A 23,649-nucleotide genomic window follows, 5' to 3' on the forward strand; every position below is an offset into this window, starting at 1 on the left:
AAATGAACCGAAAGCAATTTCTGTCGATGAATTACAAAAAGGAATTGAAATAAAGAAGCCATATGTTATTTCACTACCAGCTGATCCGAAAGGTGTATTCACTGTTTCGAAATCGAGCGGTTCTGGTATTACAGGTATGCATGTTGCACCAAATGAAGAGATAACAGCTTACTTTGACCAATATAGCGGGGAGCTCATTTCAAAAACGGACTATCGTGATTATGGATTACTTGCACAATGGTTCACTTACGGTATCCCGCTTCATGAAGGACATTTATTCGGATGGCCAAATAAAATATTATGCTTACTAACGACATTATCTCTACTACTTCTCATTTATTACGGAATAAAAATGTGGTTAGCAAGAAAGCCGAAAGAAAAATTAGCCGCACCTCCAAAACAAAGAGATAAGAAAAGTATATTCGTTTTCTTTATCATGATGGTGATACTAGGCGCTGTCATGCCTTTATTTGGACTATCTGTTTTAGTTATTTTTGCAATTGAACTTCTTATATATGTATTTTTAAAAATACGATCATAATGAAAAAGCATTTGTACCATCGTGTACAAATGCTTTTTATTTACTGTTCTCTTTTTTTCTACCACTTATTAAAAAAACAATATCTACTATAATAATCAATGCAATGATAATTTGAGCTACATAATCCATCGTTGTAGGACCGCCGGTTTTATTCATCATCATATACATTCCAGTTACAAATGAAATGGAAAGTAGCACAAGTAATGTTACTTCAATATTGTCATATAGCTTTTGAAACAATCGCTTCATTTCCACCACCACCTTTACCATATTATAACAAAAAACCACTCTACATGAGTGGTTTTCTTCATCACTGCGCTGTTTTCTTTCGGTACATCTTCCCGTTCCAATAGAAGAATCGTGAAGTGAGGCCTCCGTACTTTACAATGCGCCGTGCCATTTTGTGCATATTCTTTTGTGCTGATACTTTTTGATCTGATAAATAAATACCAAGTAACCCTCGGCTTATAAGGCGATGAAACTTCGCATGAGGCAAATCACCAATGCTCTTCTCCGCTTCTTCTACAAAGTGTTTCATCCGATCTAATATCGCTTGCTCGTTTTCATAATAACTACAGAAATTCAAATCTCCGCCTATACGGTCTTCTTCTTGATCAATGAAATAATCAAGTAAGATATGAAGTCCTTGTACGTAAGGGAAGTACCCTTGTCTAATTTTCGCAATATCTTCATCATGTAACTCATCATGAAATGCATATGCTACAAGACAGAAAATTCCAAGTGTAGAACCGGCACATGCTGAAAATTCAAACCAACTCATCTCAGGTAAGTTTTCTTTATGTGCTTCAAACCAATTTTTCAGGCGCGGCTCTCTTTCTTCTAACTTCACGTGTTTATGAATTTGCAAATCACAATAATAACAAGCAAGTTCATGAAGAACAGGAGCAATTTTGTCATAGTGCTTCGTTTTCTTTAAAACATCTTGGCATGTTTCAACAAGTTCATCTAAATAACCACCATCATCTTGATCATCACGATAACGATAATAATTACCGCCACCTTCTACTTCAGGTGATAATGCCATTAACATCGATTCATGCAGTGCGGCAAAATCATTTGGATCAAGTGATGTACTGCGATCACATAAATTATCTAAATAGTCGCTGATCGTTTGATACGCTACGATAAAACGAATACATTCTTCTCGGTGTTCATTTGCTAGCAGAGCTAAAATGCCACCGCCCTCACAATGAAACGTTTTATGCTCAATACTTGCGATTGCCTGACTATGAAGCTCATCATTCGGAATATGGTAGGCACGCTCTTTCCACATCGCTAGCTCATGGTGTACAACCGGAAACACATCACGGTATACTTTCGCCATGAGCGTTATGGGATTACTCGGTACGTTCACTTCTTCCTTCATCTCCTCTATTAAATGTACAAATAATGATTTATTTGTTTGTTTTTACTATATTATTGACATGCATTTCAGTAAATGACTGAATATAACTCAAAATTTCATCACGCTCATACTCATTTAATAACTCGTGATAACAATTCGGCCATTCTTTAAAAGCCTTATCACTTATTTTAACATTATCAAACCAAGTGCGGACACGTGTTTTATCTACAAGTTTATCCTCACAAGCTTGCATTAGCAAGAGCGGAACATCTGGAAAATCATCTATTTTTTTATGAGCAATTTCGATAGACTTAATCAATTCACTATACCAACGTACTGATACTTTGCGCAAGAACAAAGAATCATTCTCCATTGCATCTCTCACCTCGTGGTTACGTGTTGACATTTCCACCGTAAGATTCGTTGCAAATTGCAATTTTGGAGCCACAACATTTAATATTTTTGAAGCAAATTGAAGCGGAGCAGAGGGTCCAGTCACTACCCCTAAACAAGGCGAACTCAAAATAATACCCTCTACATCTTCTCTCTTCGTTTCTTGCATCATACGAATGACAATAAGACCACCCATACTATGACCGAATAGAAAAATAGGTAACCTATACTTCCTTGCTTCTTTCACCCATAGTTTAACTTCCTCTATGTATTCATCAAATGAATCAATATGTCCTCTATTTCTTGAAGTCGTTCCATGTGACGGAAGATCCCCCATCACGACGTGGTAGCCGATATGATTCCACATTTCCGCAACGGCTTCGTAACGTCCGTGATATTCCATTGCGCCGTGCACAATAACAATGACAGCCTTTGCTTCCTCCGCTTCATAATTCCACATACGGCTCTCCTCCATTTCACTCTTTCTCATAATTTGATACACTAAAACTAGTCTCTAGGAAAGGAAGACTTTACATGATATATCCTTACAAAGAAAAAAAACCGAAAATTGCGAGTAGTGCTTTTATCGCTGACTATGTTACGATTACAGGCGATGTTTACGTTGGCGAGGAATCAAGTATTTGGTTTAATACAGTCATCCGTGGTGATGTGTCACCAACGATCATTGGAGACCGAGTAAATGTACAAGACCAATGTACACTCCACCAAAGCCCTCAGTATCCTCTTATCTTAGAAGATGATGTTACAGTTGGGCATCAAGTTATTTTACATAGTTGTCATATTAAAAAAGATGCTTTAATTGGAATGGGATCCATTATATTAGATGGTGCTGAAATTGGCGAAGGAGCTTTTATCGGCGCTGGAAGCCTCGTTTCACAAGGAAAGAAAATTCCACCAAACACGTTAGCTTTCGGTCGTCCCGCGAAAGTCATTCGTGAATTAACAGCAGAAGACCGTAAAGATATGGAGCGTATTCGCACGCAATACGTTGAAAAAGGTCAATATTATAAATCATTACAGAAGTAAATTTCCGCTGCCATAAGATTGGCAGCTTTTTTTATATAAAATCTAACTTTTTCTTTACAAAACATTATTACTCCCTCAACAAAATCTTATTAAAATAAAAGCTAATATCTCCATATATATGTAAACGAGGGAGGAGAATTTTCATGAAGGTCAGTGGATTATATAAAATAGAATGTTACATTTTTAAAGGAATTAATCGCTACTTTGATCAAAAAACATTAAATATCTTTTTCAGCAATATTACTCATATCGGTGGCGCGACTTTCTCCATCGCACTCACACTTTTCTTTTTAATTTTTGCAAAAGGTACTTTACATCAAGCAGCAATTGCAACTGCTATTTCTTTAGCAATTAGCCATATTCCTGTACAAATATTAAAAAGATGGTATCCACGAAAACGTCCTTATTTAACAATTCAGGATGCAAAATATCCAGTCCATCCATTAAAAGACCACTCTTTCCCGTCTGGTCATACAACAGCCGTTTTCTCTGTCTTCATTCCATTTATTTGCTATAATCCAAGCTTACTTGCTTTCCTATTACCGTTAGCATTATGCGTCGGTATTTCACGTATTTATTTAGGACTTCACTATCCGTCAGATGTATTCGTCGGTATGTGCCTTGGCACTTGCTCTGGCATCATCTCTTTTTATCAATTCATCCCACTTTTCACATAAAGGAGTGATATGATGAGAGTCGCCATTTTTACCGATACTTTTACGCCACAAGTTAACGGGGTTGCGAAAACGTTAGAGCGATTAACACGATATTTTCAGAAAGAACAGATCGCCTATTCTGTTTTCGCCCCTCAGCATACAGCTGAAGATAATTTTGTAGCGAATGTGAATAAGATGAGAAGTATCCCGTTAACAATATTATATCCAGAATGTCGTTTTTCTTTTCCTACTCCGCGTATTAAACGGGAACTACTTTCCTTTAAACCTGACATTATTCACATTGCCACACCTTTCAACATGGGACTTTGTGGATTGTATTATGCAAAAAAGTTAAACATCCCAGTTGTCGGTTCTTATCATACTGATTTCGATGCCTATTTACGTTATTACAAAATCGAATTCCTCTCCAATATGCTTTGGAACTATTTAAAATGGTTTCATAGTCATATGCAAAAAAATTTTGTACCTTCCTTTGAAACATTACATCAATTAAAAAATAAAGGCTTTCAGACCCTCTCTATATGGGGACGTGGTGTAGATTGCACACTCTTTCATCCAGCTTACAATACAGACCTATTCCGAAAAAAATATAATATTACAGCGAAGTATGTCCTTTCCTATGTTGGACGAATTGCTCCTGAAAAAGATATTGATACGCTGCAACACCTTATCGTTAAAACAGCACATACTCGAAACGATATTCATTGGCTCATCGCAGGAGACGGTCCTCTAGCAACAAGTTTACGTGAAGCTGTTCCGAAAACAAATATCACTTTTACTGGCTATTTACAAGGCGGGGATTTAGCTGAAGCATATGCTTGTTCTAACATAATGGTGTTTCCATCAGCTACTGAAACATTCGGAAATGTCGTACTTGAATCACTCGCATGCGGTACACCTGTTATTGGTGCAAATAGTGGCGGGGTTAAAAATATTATTACAGATGGAAAAACGGGAGTTCTTTGTCCGCCTAAAAATGAAGATGCATTTCTATCATCCATTTATTTTTTATTACAAAATGAAGAAAAACTTGAGCAGATGGGAATAGAATCTTCCTCTTTTGCGAAATCAAAGAGCTGGGATGAGGTCTTTCGTGGCTTGCTTAACCAATATGAAGAAGTCCTTCAGCATAACGCATCGGAGTTGCTTGCTTAAATAGAAAAACTCCCTTCAAAAAACGAAGGGAGTTTATTACATGGTCATAAATTTTAGTTTAATAAATGATACATAAGGTTAAGCATTGTTTTATTTCTATATTAATTATATCAAAAATAAACATAACTAAACAGACTTGTAATAAAAACCCATAAAAATTAATATATGGTTATACAGTATTTTAACTGTATAATGATTTTAAGAATTCCCCTTAAAATCAACTCACTCACATACCTTTATACAGCAATTGTTCCCCAATTCTGTATATCAAAAAAACCTTTCATTCATTTGAAAGGTCTTTTTGAGCCTGCACATATTCTTCTTTCGTATTTACATTTATAAACCAATCCGCATTCGCTTGTACATCTTCTCCAGAAACATACTTCACATTACATTGTGATAAAAGCTGCCCCATACTTCTTTTTTCTTCCTGAAGTAAAGCATAAATCTTTTCTTTCACGCGGTTATGATACGCCGCAAGTAGCGGTTGTTTTCTTCCATTAATAATAGGTACAACCGCATCATATTCATTGCTCGTTTGCTCTAGTAAAATGGTAAACCATTCATGCGACACGTTTGGTGCATCGCAAGGCATAATAGCGTACCAATCTGCTTCTATGTATTCCATTCCTGATACAATGCCGGCCAGCGGTCCATTCCCTTTATAGTGCGGAATATCTTCTATAACAGGTACTTGTACGAATTGCTCTACTCGCTCTTTTATATCAGTATGGCTAATTACTACAATGTCTTGCAAAGTATTTCCCATCACTTTCACAATATGCTCAACAAAAGTAGTTCCCTTCCAAATTGCTAACGCTTTCGGCTCACCGAATCTACTCGACATACCACCTGCTAATACAATTCCAGCATACTTACTCATTGGCGATGCAGCTCAAATGTAATATGACCTAATTCCGGTAAAATTAATTTATTCATCGCAAGGCGAACCGCTCCGCTAGACCCTGGCATCGAGAAGACTACTTTGCGCCCAATTGTACCACCAATCGCTCTACTTAACATTGCGCTGCTTCCGATATCTTCTAAATAACTAATCATACGGAACAGCTCACCAAATCCAACAATTTCTTTATCTAATAACGCTGATACTGCTTCAATTGTGACATCGCGTTTCGTAATACCAGTACCGCCATTTGTTAATACAACATCTACATCTTCCTTATGATAACCAGCTAACACTGCTTGCTGAATACTTTCTTTATCATCTTTTACAATTTCATAAGAAGTTACTTTATGTCCCGCTTCTTTTAACAATTCATGTAATAGTTGTCCGCTCTTATCTGTTTCTTCCGTACGTGTATCGGAAATCGTCACGATCTTGCAACGCACTTCTTTTGGAGCTTGTTTTTTATGTTCAGTTACACTCATTTTTTATCTTTCCTTTCTTAAAGACTTTCCTTCATTTTATCATACATACCTTTACACAATTATGTATGAAGCCAATCATGCGCCATGATACAATATAAGTATACTAACCCACAAAAAGGAAAGTGTCCTTTCTTATACTCCTAGACTACACTTCTTTAGCTACTCTTTATATTTTCTACATAATAGAATTCAATTTTAAAACTTGTACTAAAAAATAAATTGGAGGTCTACATAGTATGGAACTTTATAAAAAATTAACAACAACATTTATCCTCTTATTCATCGCTTCAATCACTGTCGGCTTTTCCTTAAAAGGCGCAATTCCATACGCTACATTAGTAAGCATTATATTCGCGACACTATTTTTACTAAGTAGTGCCTTTTGCGCAGGTAAAGCACGTCAACTGAAAGGTTGATTACATATGTTCCAGAAGAAATCAATCCTTTGTAAATCATGTGAAAAGGAAATACAAAAGGAGGACTTACATTGTTTGAATCAAACCGTATCCAGTTACGAAAGTTTTCCGAAGATGATATTCTAACATATTATAAATGGCATAATGATATAGACGTTATGAGTTCAACTACGCTCACTCTTGATAAATATTCCCTTCAAGACACAGAAAAACTTTGCCAGCAATTTATTCATTCTTCGGACTCTAAGAGCTATATCATTGAAGAAAAATCTACGCATCTTTCAATTGGTATTACTTCTTTAATTCATATTGATTCGTATAACCGAAACGCTGAATGTATTATTGATATTGGTAACAAGGATTACTGGGGGCAAGGTTATGGGAAGGAAGCTTTCACCTTATTATTGGATTATGCATTTTTAGAATTAAATTTACATCGCCTTTCTTTACGAGTATTTTCTTTTAACGATAGAGCAATTAAATTATATAAATCACTCGGTTTTCAACATGAAGGAACTTGTAAAGAAGCTATATTCCGCAATGGCAATTGGCATGACATTGAACTCTTCGCTTTATTCCAACGTAATTATAAATAAAAAAAGCTTTGCGCTCACCGCGCAAAGCTTTTTTTCATATATTATAGACCAGCTTGCTCTTTTAAAGCTGCTGCTTTGTCTGTACGTTCCCATGATAGATCTACATCAGTACGTCCGAAGTGGCCGTAAGCTGCTGTTTGTTTGTAAATTGGGCGACGTAAGTCTAGCATTTTAATAATACCAGCTGGGCGAAGATCGAAGTTGTTACGAACTAGCTCTACTAGTACGTCTTCAGATACTTTACCAGTGCCGAATGTATCAACTGAAATTGATACTGGTTGTGCTACACCGATTGCGTATGCAAGTTGTACTTCTGCTTTTTCAGCAAGACCAGCTGCTACGATGTTTTTCGCAACATAACGAGCTGCATATGCTGCAGAACGGTCAACTTTCGTTGCATCTTTACCAGAGAATGCACCGCCACCGTGGCGAGCGTATCCACCGTAAGTATCAACGATGATTTTACGTCCTGTTAAACCAGCATCACCTTGTGGTCCACCAATTACGAAGCGGCCAGTTGGGTTAATGAAGAATTTCGTTTCTCCATCCATTAATTCTGCTGGTACTACAGCTTTAATTACGTGCTCTTTTAAGTCGCGATCGATTTCTTCCCATGTAACATCTGGGTGATGTTGTGTAGAAATTACGATAGTATCAACACGTACTGGTTTACCATTTTCATCATACTCAACTGTAACTTGCGTTTTTCCATCCGGACGTAAGTATGATAATGTATCATCTTTACGTACTTCAGTTAAACGGCGAGCTAATTTGTGAGCAAGCGAGATTGGAAGTGGCATTAACTCTTGTGTTTCATTACATGCGAAACCAAACATTAAACCTTGGTCTCCTGCACCAATTGCCTCAATCTCAGCGTCAGTCATTTGACCTTCGCGTGCTTCTAGCGCTTGGTCAACACCCATAGCGATGTCAGCAGATTGCTCATCGATAGATGTTAAAACTGCACAAGTTTCTGCATCGAATCCGTATTTTGCGCGTGTGTAACCAATGCCTTGAATTGTTTCACGAACGATTTTTGGAATATCTACGTAAGTAGAAGTCGTAATTTCCCCCGCTACCAATACTAAACCAGTTGTTACAGTTGTTTCACAAGCTACACGTGCATTTGCGTCTTTTGATAAGATCGCATCTAAAATTGAATCAGAAATTTGGTCACAAATTTTATCTGGATGTCCTTCAGTTACAGACTCAGATGTGAACAGATGACGTTTTTTTGTCATGTGGTAAACCTCCCTACAGTAATTGTATATATTGTACGGAACTCATCCTTAATTTGCCACAAACTGCGACATACATTTATTCTCCCACACAAGCATACAGAAAAACCTTTCCTACTTTACATAGAGGAAAGGTTTAATTTGCTACTTGCATACTGCTTTTTGCCCTTCGCTCTTATCGTTCGAGACCTGTAGCCTCGCACAGGTTTTAGCACCTATTCACCTGCATTTATCAATACAAGTGAGGTTGCTGGGCTTCATCGGGCCTGTCCCTCCGCCAGCTCGGGATAAGAGAGTATCCGTCCCAACCTATACTAAAGAAATGATATTCATTTGTCAATTAATATTCACATTTTCCTGAAAGTTTTTCTCAATACGCCTGAAATGAAATATTAATAGGGAAATAATGCATTCACACAAACAAAAAGAAATAAATAGTATACATTATTTATATAATTGTGTTATACTCTTGTTGGGGATTACGAGAAATATTTCATTAAATGAAAAGGATGGTATATAAATATGAGTACTGTGAATGTCCAAATTGGTTTACACGAATTATTGAACGGAAGCAATGCACAGATTCAACTAAGTGTTCCGCAATTAGTGGAAAAAGTATTAATGCGAAATGAAGGGAAATTAACTTCTACTGGTGCCGTTTCTGCTTCAACAGGAAAATATACAGGACGTTCTCCTAAAGATAAATTTATTGTGAAAGAAGCATCGGTTGCTGACAAAATTGCTTGGGGAGCTGTAAACCAACCGATTTCTGAAGAACATTTTAATAAATTATATACTAAAGTTTTAGAATACTTAAAAGAAAAAGAAGAGTTATTCGTCTTCAAAGGATTTGCAGGCGCTGACCGCAATTACCGCCTACCAATTCAAGTTATTAATGAATATGCATGGCACAATTTATTTGTACATCAATTATTCATTCGTCCAACTGAAGAAGAATTAACAACTCATGAGTCAGGGTTCACAATTGTTTCTGCACCGAACTTCAAAGCTGATCCAGCTGTTGACGGTACAAACTCTGAAGCATTCATTATGGTTTCATTCGAAAAACGTATCGTACTAATTGGTGGTACAGAATACGCTGGAGAAATGAAAAAATCAATCTTCTCTATTATGAACTTCTTACTACCTGAACAAGATATTCTTTCTATGCATTGCTCTGCAAACGTAGGTGAAGAAGGCGACGTAGCACTATTCTTCGGTTTATCTGGAACAGGTAAAACAACATTATCTGCTGATCCAAACCGTAAATTAATCGGTGATGATGAGCACGGTTGGTCTGATAACGGTGTATTCAATATTGAAGGCGGTTGCTACGCGAAATGTGTAAACCTTTCTCACGAGAAAGAACCACAAATTTTCGATGCAATCACATTTGGATCTGTTTTAGAAAACGTTATCATTAATGACCAAACACGTATCGCCGACTACAACGATACTACTTTAACAGAAAATACTCGTGCTGCATACCCTATGCATGCGATCGACAATATCGTACTGCCAAGTGTTGCTGGACACCCAAATACAATTATTTTCTTAACTGCTGATGCATCTGGCGTATTGCCTCCAATCAGTAAGTTATCAAAAGAGCAAGCTATGTATCATTTCTTAAGTGGTTACACTAGTAAACTAGCAGGAACAGAGCGCGGCGTTACATCTCCGCAAGCAACATTCTCAACTTGCTTCGGTTCACCATTCTTACCACTTGATGCATCTCGCTATGCTGAAATGCTTGGTGAAAAAATCGAGAAACACGCTGCGAAAGTATTCTTAGTAAACACTGGCTGGACTGGTGGCGAATACGGCGTTGGTAAACGTATGAACTTAGGTTACACTCGTGCAATGATTCAAGCAGCATTAAACGGTGAACTTGCGAAAACTGAAACAGCTAAACATGACATCTTCGGTCTTGAAGTTCCACTTCACGTACCAGGTGTACCTGACGAAGTGTTAATGCCTGAACAAACTTGGGCTGATAAAGCTGCTTACAAAGCAAAAGCAATCGAACTTGCAAATAAATTCAAAGCTAACTTCAAAAAGTTCGACAGCGTATCTGAAGACATTATTAACTTAGGCGGTCCAATCGCTTAAATTAAAACTTTCTGTTGGAATAACCCTTTACTCATATGAATAAGTGTCGTGTAACCGTAAAGTTTCGCGTACTCACCGACAAAACCCAATGCGGCTTAACGGTTACACACACTTACATAAAAAAGAAGCTTACGTGAAAACGTAAGCTTCTTTCTATATCTTATATAAAGTGAAACGCTAATCTCTTCATCTGTGACCTAGATTATAAAATTACAGCTTCGAATATATACATTATATCCCTACTCACTACATCTCTCGGGTTTCACATCGTATGGGGCTAAAAAAGGCCCTGACCGCTTCTATTCGTGGCTGGATCATCTATTCCATCTAAAAAGAAGTCTTTTATCTTTTTTAGCTCTTTGTTAGTTCTTTCTCATCTTTCATGCTATAGTAACCTAAATTCACAACGATTAAGAAATAACCACCCATAATCCCTACTGCAAATGCCCACATAACCATGTGGTGCTCAATTTCGTACATAATAATAGCACCCAAAATGGCAGCTGCAAAACGGTTAAACATACCGAGTGTCGGTGCTTTCGTCTTCTTTACAATACTATCTCCAAGCTTCTCAATTCTTCTGCCTAAAAGCCAAACGCAATACATACTTACAATAAGCCCAATTCCAGCGCCTAAAAAGTGTGCTGAAAACGGTGTTAACATCCAACCTAGTAACAAAATACCTAGTATATAATACGATTGGATTTTAAATGATCTTAGTGACATACTAATCATGCTGTACCTCTCTTCATTCGTTCTTATCTATCCAACAAAAAATTTCTTTCAAATTCATATTCCTTACATTCATTTCATTCAAATTAAAAACAACATAAACAGTATGTTTATGTTGTTTAAATGTTTTTAGAAAATAATATTATACAAGATTTCAAACATCATATTCTCATATTTTGTGACGGTTTTTCAAACTTTTTTCGTCCATTTATGAAAAAAATGATATCAATCTATGAACATACGGATATGATGTAATAAGCACACAAATAAAGGGGGCGTCTAATGATTTATTTTTTAATGGCTCTCATTCACCTCATTATCCCTGCACTTATTGGACTTTCATTGTATTGGTACACGAAAAATCATAGCATTTTTTACGCTGTCCTCGGTGTTCTTCTTCCAGGTATTATTCTTATTACACTCTTCCGTATTCCATTTTTAAACTTAATTCCACTTATTACTGCTATCTTGTTTCTCATCTTCTTACCAAAAATAAAAAAATAGGAAAGCAGATCATAGGTGATCTGTTTTCCTATTTTGATATAGGTTCCCCTGCAATAGAATGAACTTTTACTTTCTCCGATTTCACAAACCATAGACCGACAAAAATGATAATTCCACCGATGATTTGTTGAAACGATACATATTCATTTGCCCAGACAGCTGCAAATAGAACCGCTACAAGCGGCGTTATATACATATATACCATCGTATGTGACGCCCCAATTTTTTGAACACCAACATACCACATTACTAGACCAAATACTGTTACAAAGAAAATAGAATATAGTAAAGCAAATAGTGTCATTCCGTGAGTAATGTGAAATGGCATGACAAACACATGTGGACCACTTAACAATAATAGCGGAATCGCACCCACTAATGCAGACCATGCAGTAACACGTAATGCTGAATATTTTTTAATTAATGGTCCTGCTAAAACAGGATAAAGCCCCCAGCATATTGATGTAATAAGTCCAATTCCATTGCCATAAAAAGAACTAGTAAGTGAATGTCCTGCTACTAAAACTAAGGCTGCACCAACAAAGGCAGTCATAGAACCGATTAACTTTCGAGAAGAAAACTTTTCTTGTTTCAAGAAAATCGCAAATGCAGTTGTAAAAATAGGTGAAATAGAAATGAGTAAAGAGGCATTTGTAGCGGATGTATATTTGACAGTTTCCATAAATAACGTTTGATACAGTACAATACCTACAACGCTAACGATAATTAATCTAGGTATATCCGTTCGCTCCATATAAACCGACTTTTCAATACAAAAGGTAAGGAGTAACAGAAGCGGTGCCGCCGCCATCATACGAAGTGCAGTAAACTCAATTGCTGTAAATTCTAAAAGTCCATACTTCGCAATTGTATAGTTAATCCCCCAAATAATAACAACACTTAAAATTAATAACTCAATTCCCCATCTTCTCATGCGTATCCCCTCCGCAAAGAAGATTATACAGAAAATTCAATCACATGTACATTTCATTATGTGAAAAAATCTTTTTATTATATGAAACGTTTTGGTAAATGAAATTATATCGTCGATTTTCTGAATATATCGGCGCAACTCCATTTATATCAGCGATTTTTTCAATATATCGACTTATCGACAATAATAGCGACTTATAAAATAAAAAAAGTGAGTCCAAAATACATTTTGGACTCACCTTTACTATACTCGAACGTGTAATTTCATATTTGGATTATAAAACTGGCTTGGGCTCTTCAACTGAAAAGTTCCTCCACCTTCATGCCAATCAACCGTTAACTTATCGTCCATAAATACAAGCTTTGTACGATCAGCGATAAAATTCATTGTGCTTGATTCAATATCCACATCGCGCTCATCTTTCTCTGCTACAGCTACTAAATCGATGATTCCGCTCATAACACAACCGCAACCTTCATTATCATAAAATAACTTTATATATTTCGCTTCACTTGGAATCGTATCCATAATCTTTTTATATGCTGCTTCTGTTACAGTAACGTACATATGTTAATCTTCATCCTCTCTTCTCTTATCATTCATATATTGTATCACCATTTTTCTTAAAAGTTATATACAGAAAATTAAGACTAATATACAATGTATGTGATAAAGTTTCAGCAATCGAGCTTTTATGAGTAGTTCATGCAGGAGAAAGGATGTTTACTATCTGTCTTCAAACTACAACGATATCCCATGTTATTAGGTGTATTTAGTAGTTTCTTCATTTCTAGCGGAATGCTATTACAGCATGTACTTCCCTATTCTCCTTCTATTAGCTGGATTCTAGGTTTTATTTGTTTCCTATCCGCTTCTTATTTTGCTACGAAGAATACAAACAACTCATAAAGCAAGAATCATCTTAAGGAGGATTATCAAACATGCCAGCCTTAAAAAAAATAGAGCAATCACTCGATCACTTATTCCAAATTGAAAAATACGGAAAAGATAGTGCCTTTAGTCGATTTATCCCAGCCGTATATGATCCTATCAAATTTCCTTGGCAACAATTTTTCGAAGCAAATTTTGTAGATTTATTTAACGGCCTTATGATGCACGGATCTGAAAATGTAAACAAAGTATTTTTAGCTGTATTCCCTACAGATGACGTTCTTGAAACATTCATTTCACAATCCACACCCGGTGATTTACTCTTTATGCACCATCCCCTTGTAATGGAGTGCGGTGATCCGCTTGGAAGATCAGGCCGCGGTTTCATACCAATTCCTGAAAAATATTTGCAAGGAATAAAAGAAAAACAACTTTCTATATATACATGTCACGTACCAATGGATTTTCATCAAACACATGGAACGAGTATTTCAATTGCAAAAGCATTAAACTCTACTGTAGTGGACGACTTTGCATATGGAGGTCCAGAGCAAGAACCAGTTGGCCTTATTTGTGAAATAGATGAAACATCAACAGAAGCACTCCAAAAACATTTAAAACAACTCTTCCAGATTCCTTACACAGACTTCGAAGGTAAACGACATGATTCCATCAAAAAAATCGCAATTATCGCTGGATGTGGCGATGTTGTATCTTTAATGAAGGAAGCAGAAGAAAAAGGTGCTGAAGCATATATTACAGGAGAAATCCATTGCCATATCGACAATGATTACGGCAGACATAAATACTCGCTCATTATGGATTATGTAAAAGAAACGAATATGTCTCTAATTGGTGTGTCACACTCTGCCTCTGAATATTTAGTGAAAGAGACATTGATGTATGATTGGTTTAAAGAGAATTTTGATGTGGATGTTATTTTGCTTCCGCAGGAGAAATGGTGGCTCTAACGCTATCATTTTTTTAATTTATATACACAATACAATCGACCACAGAAAAATAGAGAAATGTGAAAGCACCACCTGTACCAACGTAAATGCTTTCGTTGTGCCGGAAAACGAACCTACTGGTAGCACCGAGTTTACTGGTGCTACCAGTATTACAGCATGAATATATATTCTATTTTTCTAATCACTGACATATAGCAATTCATTTCATAAAAAAAAGACCCGAGATTCGGGTCAACAAATAGAAATATAAATGAACTACAACAAATAACAGACAAAGCCATTATATATTTTTCATAGTAAAACATCCATTATTTTCTTTTTACACTATCAATATATTATTTTTCGTTATCGTCCTCTTTTTTAGAACGTCTACCTAAGAAGAACACAAAAACATCACTTCCAAATAAGTGATGTTTTTTGTAGTTAATGCAGTGGTAACATAACTTCAACCGTCGTTCCAACCCCAACTTCACTTTCAAAACTCATTTTACCGTTGTGGTCTTTAATAATTTTTTCTGTAACTACTAAACCTAGACCAGTTCCTGTTTCTTTCGTTGTATAAAAGGCTTCATTTAACTTTGGAATTTTATCTTTCGGAATGCCGCATCCCTCATCTTTCACTTGAACGATGATTCCATCTTTTACAGTAACTTTAATCGTAATTGTTCCGCCAACTGACATTGCTTCAATTGCATTTTTGATTAAATTAAAAAAGACCTGTTTTAATCGTTTTTCATCACATATAATTGATGGTAAGTCTTTACTGTAAATACCTTGTATGTAGACTCCTTGCTTTAAAGCTGGCTTTTCCATAACTCGAATAACATAAGAAATAATTTCTTGTATGTTATGAGTTTCTGATTCTAGTGATTTAGATTTCTCAAATCCACTAAGTTCTGTAGCAATTATATGAATCCGATCTACTTCTTGTTTCATAATATCACTATAAATTTTATCCTCTGGATGCTTGTCTGCTTGTTTATTCACAAGTTTTTTTAAGTTTGCTAAAGGTCTTCTAATCTTATAACCAATAACCGTTGCCATCTTTCCAACAGCTGCTAGTTTTTCTGTCTGTTTTATTTCTTTGTCCATCATCTCAAGCGTACGAACGTAAGACTGAACCCTTAAAAATATAATCCAACATATGATAGTAAATACGCTATATAATGCCATTGGGATTAAAACGAGAGAAGATTGAATAATGATTCCTGTAAGAGCATACTTTCCGATAAGTATCGCTGGAACTAACCAGAAATATCTTTTATTCACAAAGATTGGTGCAAACAAAATAAAAAATCCTTCTACTATATTTCCACCGTCAAATTCTGCATCGCTACCATAATAAATCATAATGTTATGGATACAATCTAATACATTATAGCCAATTAGAATAATATACTTTACCGCAAAAGCATTCTTCCATTTCATAAAGTATATTCCAATGCAAAACAATACCACCATCAAAAAGTAAAGCCATAAACCTAAACCATCTTCAAACTCTCCTACACCTTCTTGCTCTCCACCGATTAACGGTACGATAAATTCATAGGCAAGATCATATACGAAAAATATAATAAAAAATAAACTTAAAAATGCTTTCAGCGCCTTTATTTCTTCATTTTTAAATATATAGCCTTTATTCATATGGTAACTCCTAGCTTTTCTTCCACTTGGATTTCAGTATTTCCACACTTCCTTGGGAGAATGATGTCTATTCTCGTTCCAGTATCTTTTTCACTTGAAATATGCAACTCACCAAGGTGCTCGGCGACAATTCGATTCGCTACCGTCAGTCCCAGACCAATTTTATCTTGTTTCGTTGTATAAAAGGCCTCTGTAACACGGGGTAAGTTTTCTTGCTTAATACCATGACCATTATCGATCACACTGATCATTACATATTCTTTCCCTTTATTTTCTAATTGTAACTGTAATATGCCACCTTGTCCCATTGCCTCTAAAGCATTTTTTATCGTATATAAAAAGACTCCTCTTATTTTTCGTTCATCACATTCAACTTCTATTGTTTTTTCTTCCACATTAGAAATAAACTGAATGTTTAATTCATCTATTTTTTCACGAAGACTTGTTATTACTTGTAATACAATTTTTCCTACATCATGTTTCTTATAAATAGAAGGTTTGCATGTAGCAACTTCCATTAACTCACTTATCATATTATTCATATTTTCTATTTCAAAAATCATACGTTTATAAATAGGATCCTCTTCATGCTTCTCTCGTTGTAATTGCGTAAATCCTTTTAATGAAGCAAGTGGATTTTTAATTTCATGTCCAACCGTCGCTGCCATTTTTCCGATTACTGCTAATTTCTGTGATTCACTAGCAATCGCAATACTTTCCTTTACAGCTGAAAGATATTGTAAAAATCGGTTTAAAATGATATATGCAGCTATTAACATAAGTGTATACATAATAAGGAACATAAATGCTTTTACTTCCTCTAATACAAATAAATAAATTAAATATTTTCCTACAATAGAGGAAAGTAAAAACACATAGAATTTTTTATTTAAAAATATAGGTACAAAGAAAATGAGAATAATTTCTATTATATTTGTCGCATCAAACGCCGCCTTATTATAAAAAACATACGAAAATATATTAGCGAGTTCTATCCCTATGTATGCAAATATCCATGCATATTTAACAAGGTTTGCCTTCTCTTTTTTCATTAAATATATATTCACGCACAGTATTGCTACTCCGCAAATAACTTGCCATATTATATTGTATCCCTTATCCATTATTGATTTATCTTCTAATACGATTGCATAGAAAATTTGATATACAATAACAATGACATATAACACCCATAAAAGGATTTTTGCATTTCTTTCTTCTTCTTTATATGATAGAAAACTTTCTTTCACTTCAACACCCCTTCAAAATAATATCTCGAAGAATACCATTTATTATAATAAATGATTTTCATAGACAAACAAAGATAAATCGAACATTTGAGGAAAATCGTACCAAAAACGCAATATATTTAGACTATATACAGAGCATAAAATCTATGATCATTAATACGTATATTATGGGAGGTGTTTTTTATGGATGGCAAAAAAAATAAAAAGACCGAACAACTCCAATCTTTCATGCGTGAAAATGAAGGAAAGGAGATGACAACAAATACAGATATTAAAATTTCAAACGATGAAAACTCTTTAACTGCCAGTGATCGTTTCAGAACGATTAGGCATAGTGCAGGGAACGCCAAATGGACAGTGGGAAGTAAATGATACTTTCTTAACAGGCTCACCACTCCTTTATGATGGATTACTTCTTATCGGCGGAGAGATGGATGATCATTTTCTTAACAAAGCAAGTTCATTTGTCGTAGAATCATATAATCACTTTAAGCCGATTGGCTCCTTCCAAAACGGCTCTTCTATTATTCAATCTTTAAATATCGAAGGAAAGCCTGGTGTTCTAATAGAACAAGACCCTACGAGGCTAGCAAATGAATTTATTAAAGCTATGACAAAACAACGCTTTTGGGATAGAGCATATTCATAAAATAGGGGGAAATTTATGTTTGTTACTGTCGAGAAAGATGTGCATATTTTTGTGCAAGACGTTAATCCTGGTCCAGGTAGTAAGACTGTTTTCTTCGTTCACGGATGGCCTTTAAATCATCAAATGTATCAATATCAACTCAATGTTTTACCAGAGCATGGCTTTCGCTGTATCGCCATGGATATACGAGGGAATGGGCAATCTGATAAGCCATGGACTGGTTACACGTATGATCGATTAGCCGATGATATCGCAATTGTTCTGGAAGCACTTCAAGTAGAGAACGCTACATTAGTCGGTTTCTCAGTTGGTGGTGCTCTTTCTATTCGCTATATGTCTCGCTATAATGGGCGCCGCATTTCTAAGCTCGCATTAATTGACGCTGTCTCCCCCTCTTTCGTTAAAAATCAAGAGTCCCCTTACGGTGTACCGAAAGAACAAGCAGATGCTCTCATTAATCAAATGTATGCTAATTTACCAAAATTTTTAAATGATGTATCTTTATCCTTTTTTAATAGAAACTTAGGGGCTGCAACCCTTGAATGGTTTTCTTATCTCGGTATGCAGTCCGCTTCTTATGCCCTTATAAAAATTTTACAAGCAGCTGCAAATGAAGATGTAACGAAAGATTTAAATAAAATTAACGTCCCAACAAAAATCTTCCACGGCGTTCACGACCAACTAATTCCTTACAAAAGTGCCGAGCTTACGCAACAACGAATTAAAAATTCTCAGTTACATGCTCTTACAAATAGTGGTCATGGTTCACCAATCGATCAAGCGGATGAATTAAATAAAGAACTGATAAAATTTTTACATGCATAACAACTGCAATACAAGAACGAAAGTTAATACAATCGATTTTTCACAAAACATAAAATTCACATATTTCTCACAAATACACAAATAAAACGATTACATTTTCATATATACTAAATGTACAGGTAATACTCCCTAAACCCAGCTTGTCTGGTTACCCCGTTAAATACTATGAAAAAAGAACTTGTATCGTTATACAAGTTCTTTTTGTTTCTTTTATTTAAAGAGGATATCTTTACTATATTGATTTCCGACGAGTAAATCATATTGGAGCATTTTATATTGCTCTAACATTTCTTTTTGTTTCTTTGTTAAATCATTGATCACTTCTCCATTTTTATCAACTTTTAATTCATCTCTAAGCACTGGTATTTCCTTGTAAAATTCCGATAAAAATTGATAAAATAAGGATTTATTTAATCCTGCATAATCAAAAATAAGATTAGAAAAATGAATTGGGCTGACTAAACCTAAATTATCATTTGGCATATCAAAGTTTGCATACATTAATAGCGGTGTTTGCGCCATGGCTAAACGTTCATTCGGTGTTTTTTCATTCGTTATATACCCATTTTCTTTATAAAAAGATTTATTTGTTCCTAATGATGGAAGATGATCTCCAAAGAATACTAATAATGTAGGTCTATCAAAATTATCTAGTTGCTCTATTAAATATTGAAGAGCCTCATCTGAACGTCTTAATCCTTCTGTATACGTCTCTAATTCTCCCTTTGAGTCTTCATTTTCTAGACCGCTAATTTCGATTAGGTTTTCACCAAATCGGCCCTCTGTAAATGGAAAATGATTTTGCATCGTAACTGCATGAATAAATGTAGGTTGTTTTTGTTTCTCTAACTCAGCAATTATCTCTTTACTCATCGCTAAATCACTAATATAATCTCCATCAATATCCACATTTTCCATCGTGTCCTCTGCATTAAACTTATCAAACCCTAACACCTTATATACATCATCACGTTTAAAGAATGTGCGACCAAATGAATGAATTGCACTTGTATAATAACCTTCTTTTTTCAACGCCGTAGGGATTGATGGAATTTCTTTCTTATTTGTAATAACCTGCTGATATGGTATAGAACCTGGCTTTAACAAACTCATTGAATAACTTGTTAATGCCTCAAATTCAACGTTCGCCGTATTTCCCCCAAATGTAGGAGAAATAGTTTGTCCACCAGGAAAGTTTTCTATATAATGATGTAAATTTGGTACAGGATCTTCACTAAAAGAAAGGTTAGTTACTTTCGTCGGATCCCAAAACGATTCACTCATTACAAAAATAATATTCGGTTTCTCTTTTTTCTTTTGGCTCCCTATATTTCCACTATATTGTTTTTTTATATCGTTTGCTATTTGAAGCATATTTTCTTTAGAATAATTTTTTGGTTTTTCCATAACTGTTGTATCTAAATTGCTAATAAACCCAAGTACAAAACCATTTGAAGCATAGTTCTCATTTTGATTCCACAAAACAAAATCTACACCTGATTTTTGAAATACTTTATTCATAAATGTATTCGCAAAATTACCGTACGCATATAGAACAAAAATAGATCCTACTACTAATAAGGCTCTTATTCCTAGATGAATCTTTACATTTTGAATATACCTTCTCATATATATCCCTGCTACAATACAAGCTACGATACTTAAGATAATGACAAAAATATAACTCCAACTAAAATAGTCCATCACCATCGGTATAACAGATTGCATATGCGTAATTTGTGTAAAATCAGAAGGATATAACGGATCACCTCTGAAAATAAGCTTCAAATAATTCACAATACATAAAATGACTAACGTACAGCTCGTTAAAACCATACTTAGAAAAACCTTACCTATTAAATTATATACAAGAATATATATTGCATAAATTACTACAAAACTTAATATAAACTGCATATTATAAAAGTAAATCCAATTCATTGCCTCTATGAAACTCATATTAACTTGCATGACAATATAAAATAACGCTACTGTATGAGCTAGCAAAAATAATATAAAATGCACTCGTAGGGATGCTCTAAGTATAGACATCTCTTTTTTATTGAAATGCGTAATATAAAACGTTATGCCCCATACGAAAATCATCATAACACTTAAAACAAGCTTTTGATTTAAATGATCTTTCATCATGTCTAAATTGAAAACCTTTAAAATCATAAACAGCATAGTTATTACTAATAAAGTCACCATACTACTTATAATGCTAGAAATTAATATATTTCTTTTTGGAAGATGAAAAAGTGTAGAACCATACTTCAATTCATTCCCTCGTTTCTATGTCTTAATTTCCCCCGCATCGAAAGAACTATTTCTATTAAAATAACATATATTACATATTTCGTCTGCATACTTGTTTCTATCATAAATGTATTGTCTTAATATTCCCTTAATCAACAGTTAAATTGTGGCATACAAATTACTCATTCTTGAAAAACTTAATTTCAGCATTCCACTTTATGATATAATAACTATGTTTTGGAAATCCTTAATACTATTAAAGATTTCACATAAAAATACGAAAGAATTAATAAAAAAGGAGTTGCTCATTTTTGCTTACTAAGTTTAAGAGTTTGCCTAAAGCGGTATATGTAATTTTGGCGCTTTCTTTCCTGTTGCACGTTTTTTGTTTAGTAAAACAGCCGGGATTAGATGGAGAGTTAGTCAAAGTAACATATGGTGCAAATGATGCCTTTAACTATTCGTTAACAGCTGAACAACTATTAAAACATGGTGTATTTGGTTATGTGTATTTAGAACCTAGTGAAGTTCCAGGAAAAAATGCATATATTACACCAGGTCAGCCATTACTATTAGCTGGCGCTATGATTATTTCTGATATTACATCAATTCCTTACTATTACGTCGCAACTGTTATTAACATGATCATGAACCTTTGCACAGTGCTATTAGTATTCTTAATAGGAAAAGAATTGTTCGAAAAAAACATTTATGGAATTGTTGCAAGTATTTTATATGCTATTTATCCAAGTAACTATACATACTTCCGTACATTGCTAACAGAAGTTCCATCCATATTCTTATTGGCGTTATGTGTATATGTATTTGTTCTCGCATGGAAATACAATAAAGTGAAATTCCATATATGGTTTGGAATTGTCGTTTCAATTTTACTTATGTTCCGTCCAAATCCAGCTCCAATGATGCTCATTCCTGTTCTTGTTGTGTTATTTACATATGGATTTAAAGACTCCATTCGAATCGGATTGTTATGGTTTATCGGACCTTTCTTTATTATTGGCGCATGGGTTGTTCGTAACTACTTAGCACTCAACCAATTTATTTTATTCTCAACCCAAGGTGCAGATCCACTAATTGCCGGTGCAGATCCATTTAATAAAATTGGATATGAAAATATAGTAAATGAAATGAGAGCTAAAGGCTTAGATGACAAAGGTGCATACGCAAAAGAATTAATCAAGAACGGATTTAAGACGGACTTCACTTATTGGTTCTCTTGGTTCACTGTCGGTAAAACAATTGAATTATTCAAAACAGCTCCTGCTGTAGACCAATACCGTATTCACAACTTTATGCAACTATGTCATAGAGTGTTTATCATCGGTACATTCTTGAGCAGCTTCTGCTTCATGCTAAATTCATTTAAACATAAACGCGTTATGATGCTAGTAGCAAGTTCTATTATTTACATTATCTTCTCAAACTTATTCTTAGCAATTAATCGCTATGGATTTTTCATTAATCCTCTTATGTGCTTAATTCTTGCATACGGATTAATTCACATTGTGCAGAAACTTCCATTCTTTCGCACTAACCAAGCATAATAAGAAAGAGGTCGTCCACCGTTGGACGACCTCTTTCTTATTCCCCACACTTTACACACGGCCAATTTGTCCATTCTGTAATTACACTTTAATTCCGTATGTATGTGTTTCTGTATTTGTCAAAATATCTTTCACAACACTACTCACTGTTTTATGTATAAATGCAAGTTTTTTACAACTATTACTATAACGAAAAGAACCCGCCACAAGACAGGTTCTTTTCGTTATTTTATGATAAAAGAGAAGATGATTAGCATGTGTATTATATAAAAGGAAGCAGCCATATTTTCCATACGATACATACGAGTACTGTAACTACAAAATCAAAAAAATCTAATCTCGGGCCTTTTTTCATATTCATATGTAGCCACATATGAAACCATTTTATTTTTGTATATTTATGGATGTTTTTCTTTGCAAATCGGTAAATAAGCATTTGCATAATAAAAAATCCGGCCACAAAAATAAATAATAAGATGAGAAATCCAATCACAAAAT

Annotated in this window: 25 protein-coding genes, 2 pseudogenes and 1 riboswitch; of the genes and pseudogenes, 13 read left to right on the top strand and 14 right to left on the bottom strand. The window is 34.8% G+C overall.

What is annotated here, in order from left to right:
- On the top strand, window positions 1–541 hold a 541-nt coding region (locus MR107_RS15945), incomplete at its 5' end, for a PepSY domain-containing protein (RefSeq protein WP_242292515.1).
- Between the two features lie 36 nt (window positions 542–577).
- On the opposite strand, the gene MR107_RS15950 is transcribed toward MR107_RS15945, so the two are convergent.
- The 3 genes from MR107_RS15950 to MR107_RS15960 are packed head-to-tail and all read right to left on the bottom strand — an operon-like array spanning window position 578 to window position 2,760.
- Complete coding sequence (locus MR107_RS15950; protein WP_118961730.1) at window positions 578–811, bottom strand: hypothetical protein; 234 nt, start codon at window positions 809–811, stop codon at window positions 578–580.
- A gap of 40 nt (window positions 812–851) precedes the next feature.
- Window positions 852–1,916, bottom strand: a complete 1,065-nt coding sequence (locus MR107_RS15955; protein ID WP_001102461.1) for a tetraprenyl-beta-curcumene synthase family protein — start codon at window positions 1,914–1,916, stop codon at window positions 852–854.
- Between the two features lie 40 nt (window positions 1,917–1,956).
- Window positions 1,957–2,760, bottom strand: coding sequence for an alpha/beta hydrolase (locus MR107_RS15960; protein ID WP_000267421.1), 804 nt, complete (start codon window positions 2,758–2,760; stop codon window positions 1,957–1,959).
- Between the two features lie 74 nt (window positions 2,761–2,834).
- On the opposite strand from MR107_RS15960, the gene MR107_RS15965 reads away from it, so the two are divergent.
- From MR107_RS15965 to MR107_RS15975, 3 genes are all read left to right on the top strand, one after another.
- Window positions 2,835–3,347, top strand: a complete 513-nt coding sequence (locus MR107_RS15965) for a gamma carbonic anhydrase (protein ID WP_000640188.1) — start codon at window positions 2,835–2,837, stop codon at window positions 3,345–3,347.
- A gap of 143 nt (window positions 3,348–3,490) precedes the next feature.
- Window positions 3,491–4,024 (top strand): phosphatase PAP2 family protein, encoded by a 534-nt coding sequence (locus MR107_RS15970; protein ID WP_000868582.1) that lies wholly within the window; start codon window positions 3,491–3,493, stop codon window positions 4,022–4,024.
- 12 nt (window positions 4,025–4,036) lie between these two features.
- A complete protein-coding gene (locus MR107_RS15975) occupies window positions 4,037–5,179 on the top strand; it encodes a glycosyltransferase family 4 protein (protein WP_001261642.1) in 1,143 nt (380 codons plus the stop codon).
- 280 nt (window positions 5,180–5,459) lie between these two features.
- Here MR107_RS15975 and MR107_RS15980 read toward each other — a convergent pair whose 3' ends face one another.
- Window positions 5,460–6,062: a molybdenum cofactor guanylyltransferase gene (locus tag MR107_RS15980; RefSeq protein ID WP_242292516.1), complete on the bottom strand. Its 603-nt coding sequence runs from the start codon at window positions 6,060–6,062 to the stop codon at window positions 5,460–5,462.
- The gene (locus MR107_RS15985) at window positions 6,059–6,568 is read right to left on the bottom strand and encodes a MogA/MoaB family molybdenum cofactor biosynthesis protein (protein ID WP_000117124.1); all 510 of its coding nucleotides are present in this window, start codon (window positions 6,566–6,568) and stop codon (window positions 6,059–6,061) included. Before MR107_RS15985 ends, MR107_RS15980 begins: the two co-directional genes overlap by 4 nt.
- A 236-nt stretch (window positions 6,569–6,804) precedes the next feature.
- Here MR107_RS15985 and MR107_RS15990 point away from each other — a divergent pair, with 236 nt between their 5' ends.
- Entirely contained in the window at window positions 6,805–6,984 is a 180-nt protein-coding gene (locus MR107_RS15990; protein ID WP_002123244.1) for a hypothetical protein, read from the top strand.
- 71 nt (window positions 6,985–7,055) lie between these two features.
- Complete coding sequence (locus MR107_RS15995) at window positions 7,056–7,580, top strand: GNAT family N-acetyltransferase (RefSeq protein WP_000464126.1); 525 nt, start codon at window positions 7,056–7,058, stop codon at window positions 7,578–7,580.
- Window positions 7,581–7,621: 41 nt separating this feature from the next.
- On the opposite strand, the gene metK is transcribed toward MR107_RS15995, so the two are convergent.
- The gene (gene metK / locus MR107_RS16000) at window positions 7,622–8,821 is read right to left on the bottom strand and encodes a methionine adenosyltransferase (protein ID WP_000163123.1); all 1,200 of its coding nucleotides are present in this window, start codon (window positions 8,819–8,821) and stop codon (window positions 7,622–7,624) included.
- 169 nt (window positions 8,822–8,990) lie between these two features.
- A riboswitch (SAM riboswitch) is annotated at window positions 8,991–9,112 on the bottom strand.
- A 228-nt stretch (window positions 9,113–9,340) separates the two neighbouring features.
- On the opposite strand from metK, the gene pckA reads away from it, so the two are divergent.
- The gene (gene pckA / locus MR107_RS16005) at window positions 9,341–10,927 is read left to right on the top strand and encodes a phosphoenolpyruvate carboxykinase (ATP) (protein WP_242292517.1); all 1,587 of its coding nucleotides are present in this window, start codon (window positions 9,341–9,343) and stop codon (window positions 10,925–10,927) included.
- Window positions 10,928–11,278: 351 nt separating this feature from the next.
- On the opposite strand, the gene MR107_RS16010 is transcribed toward pckA, so the two are convergent.
- Window positions 11,279–11,662 carry an ATP synthase subunit I gene (locus MR107_RS16010; RefSeq protein WP_000624926.1) on the bottom strand — a complete coding sequence of 128 codons (384 nt, stop codon included), beginning with the start codon at window positions 11,660–11,662 and terminating at the stop codon, window positions 11,279–11,281.
- 279 nt (window positions 11,663–11,941) lie between these two features.
- On the opposite strand from MR107_RS16010, the gene MR107_RS16015 reads away from it, so the two are divergent.
- Window positions 11,942–12,163: a hypothetical protein gene (locus MR107_RS16015; RefSeq protein ID WP_000639042.1), complete on the top strand. Its 222-nt coding sequence runs from the start codon at window positions 11,942–11,944 to the stop codon at window positions 12,161–12,163.
- A 28-nt stretch (window positions 12,164–12,191) separates the two neighbouring features.
- Here MR107_RS16015 and MR107_RS16020 read toward each other — a convergent pair whose 3' ends face one another.
- Window positions 12,192–13,097: a DMT family transporter gene (locus MR107_RS16020; protein WP_001255411.1), complete on the bottom strand. Its 906-nt coding sequence runs from the start codon at window positions 13,095–13,097 to the stop codon at window positions 12,192–12,194.
- A 243-nt stretch (window positions 13,098–13,340) separates the two neighbouring features.
- A complete protein-coding gene (locus MR107_RS16025) occupies window positions 13,341–13,664 on the bottom strand; it encodes an iron-sulfur cluster biosynthesis family protein (protein ID WP_000289570.1) in 324 nt (107 codons plus the stop codon).
- 374 nt (window positions 13,665–14,038) lie between these two features.
- Here MR107_RS16025 and MR107_RS16030 point away from each other — a divergent pair, with 374 nt between their 5' ends.
- Window positions 14,039–14,959 carry a Nif3-like dinuclear metal center hexameric protein gene (locus MR107_RS16030; protein ID WP_001111124.1) on the top strand — a complete coding sequence of 307 codons (921 nt, stop codon included), beginning with the start codon at window positions 14,039–14,041 and terminating at the stop codon, window positions 14,957–14,959.
- Window positions 14,960–15,382: 423 nt separating this feature from the next.
- On the opposite strand, the gene MR107_RS16035 is transcribed toward MR107_RS16030, so the two are convergent.
- Window positions 15,383–16,603 (bottom strand): ATP-binding protein, encoded by a 1,221-nt coding sequence (locus MR107_RS16035; protein ID WP_001032627.1) that lies wholly within the window; start codon window positions 16,601–16,603, stop codon window positions 15,383–15,385.
- The gene (locus MR107_RS16040; RefSeq protein WP_000664891.1) at window positions 16,600–17,853 is read right to left on the bottom strand and encodes an ATP-binding protein; all 1,254 of its coding nucleotides are present in this window, start codon (window positions 17,851–17,853) and stop codon (window positions 16,600–16,602) included. The genes MR107_RS16035 and MR107_RS16040 overlap by 4 nt, the downstream gene beginning before the upstream one ends.
- A 183-nt stretch (window positions 17,854–18,036) precedes the next feature.
- Here MR107_RS16040 and MR107_RS16045 point away from each other — a divergent pair, with 183 nt between their 5' ends.
- The 3 genes and pseudogenes from MR107_RS16045 to MR107_RS16055 all read left to right on the top strand — a co-directional run bounded on the left by MR107_RS16045 (window position 18,037) and on the right by MR107_RS16055 (window position 19,327).
- A complete protein-coding gene (locus MR107_RS16045) occupies window positions 18,037–18,225 on the top strand; it encodes a catalase (RefSeq protein WP_211477846.1) in 189 nt (62 codons plus the stop codon).
- Window positions 18,158–18,502 (top strand): annotated as a pseudogene (locus tag MR107_RS16050) (catalase); the annotation flags it as partial. The gene MR107_RS16045 and the pseudogene MR107_RS16050, both read left to right, overlap by 68 nt.
- A 15-nt stretch (window positions 18,503–18,517) precedes the next feature.
- Window positions 18,518–19,327 (top strand): alpha/beta fold hydrolase, encoded by an 810-nt coding sequence (locus MR107_RS16055; protein ID WP_000498278.1) that lies wholly within the window; start codon window positions 18,518–18,520, stop codon window positions 19,325–19,327.
- A 210-nt stretch (window positions 19,328–19,537) separates the two neighbouring features.
- Here MR107_RS16055 and MR107_RS16060 read toward each other — a convergent pair whose 3' ends face one another.
- A complete protein-coding gene (locus MR107_RS16060) occupies window positions 19,538–21,607 on the bottom strand; it encodes an LTA synthase family protein (RefSeq protein ID WP_000873634.1) in 2,070 nt (689 codons plus the stop codon).
- A 290-nt stretch (window positions 21,608–21,897) separates the two neighbouring features.
- Between MR107_RS16060 and MR107_RS16065 the strand changes: the two genes are divergently transcribed.
- Entirely contained in the window at window positions 21,898–23,151 is a 1,254-nt protein-coding gene (locus MR107_RS16065) for a glycosyltransferase family 39 protein (RefSeq protein ID WP_000956221.1), read from the top strand.
- A gap of 81 nt (window positions 23,152–23,232) precedes the next feature.
- On the opposite strand, the pseudogene MR107_RS16070 reads toward MR107_RS16065, so the two are convergent.
- Window positions 23,233–23,304, bottom strand: a pseudogene (locus MR107_RS16070) (DUF2196 domain-containing protein); the annotation flags it as partial.
- 109 nt (window positions 23,305–23,413) lie between these two features.
- Window positions 23,414–23,644 carry a hypothetical protein gene (locus MR107_RS16075; RefSeq protein ID WP_000578982.1) on the bottom strand — a complete coding sequence of 77 codons (231 nt, stop codon included), beginning with the start codon at window positions 23,642–23,644 and terminating at the stop codon, window positions 23,414–23,416.
- Window positions 23,645–23,649 lie beyond the last annotated feature (5 nt).

It is taken from the genome of Bacillus cereus group sp. BfR-BA-01441 (genome assembly GCF_022663075.1).
GTDB classification, from domain to species: Bacteria; Bacillota; Bacilli; order Bacillales; family Bacillaceae_G; genus Bacillus_A; species Bacillus_A cereus.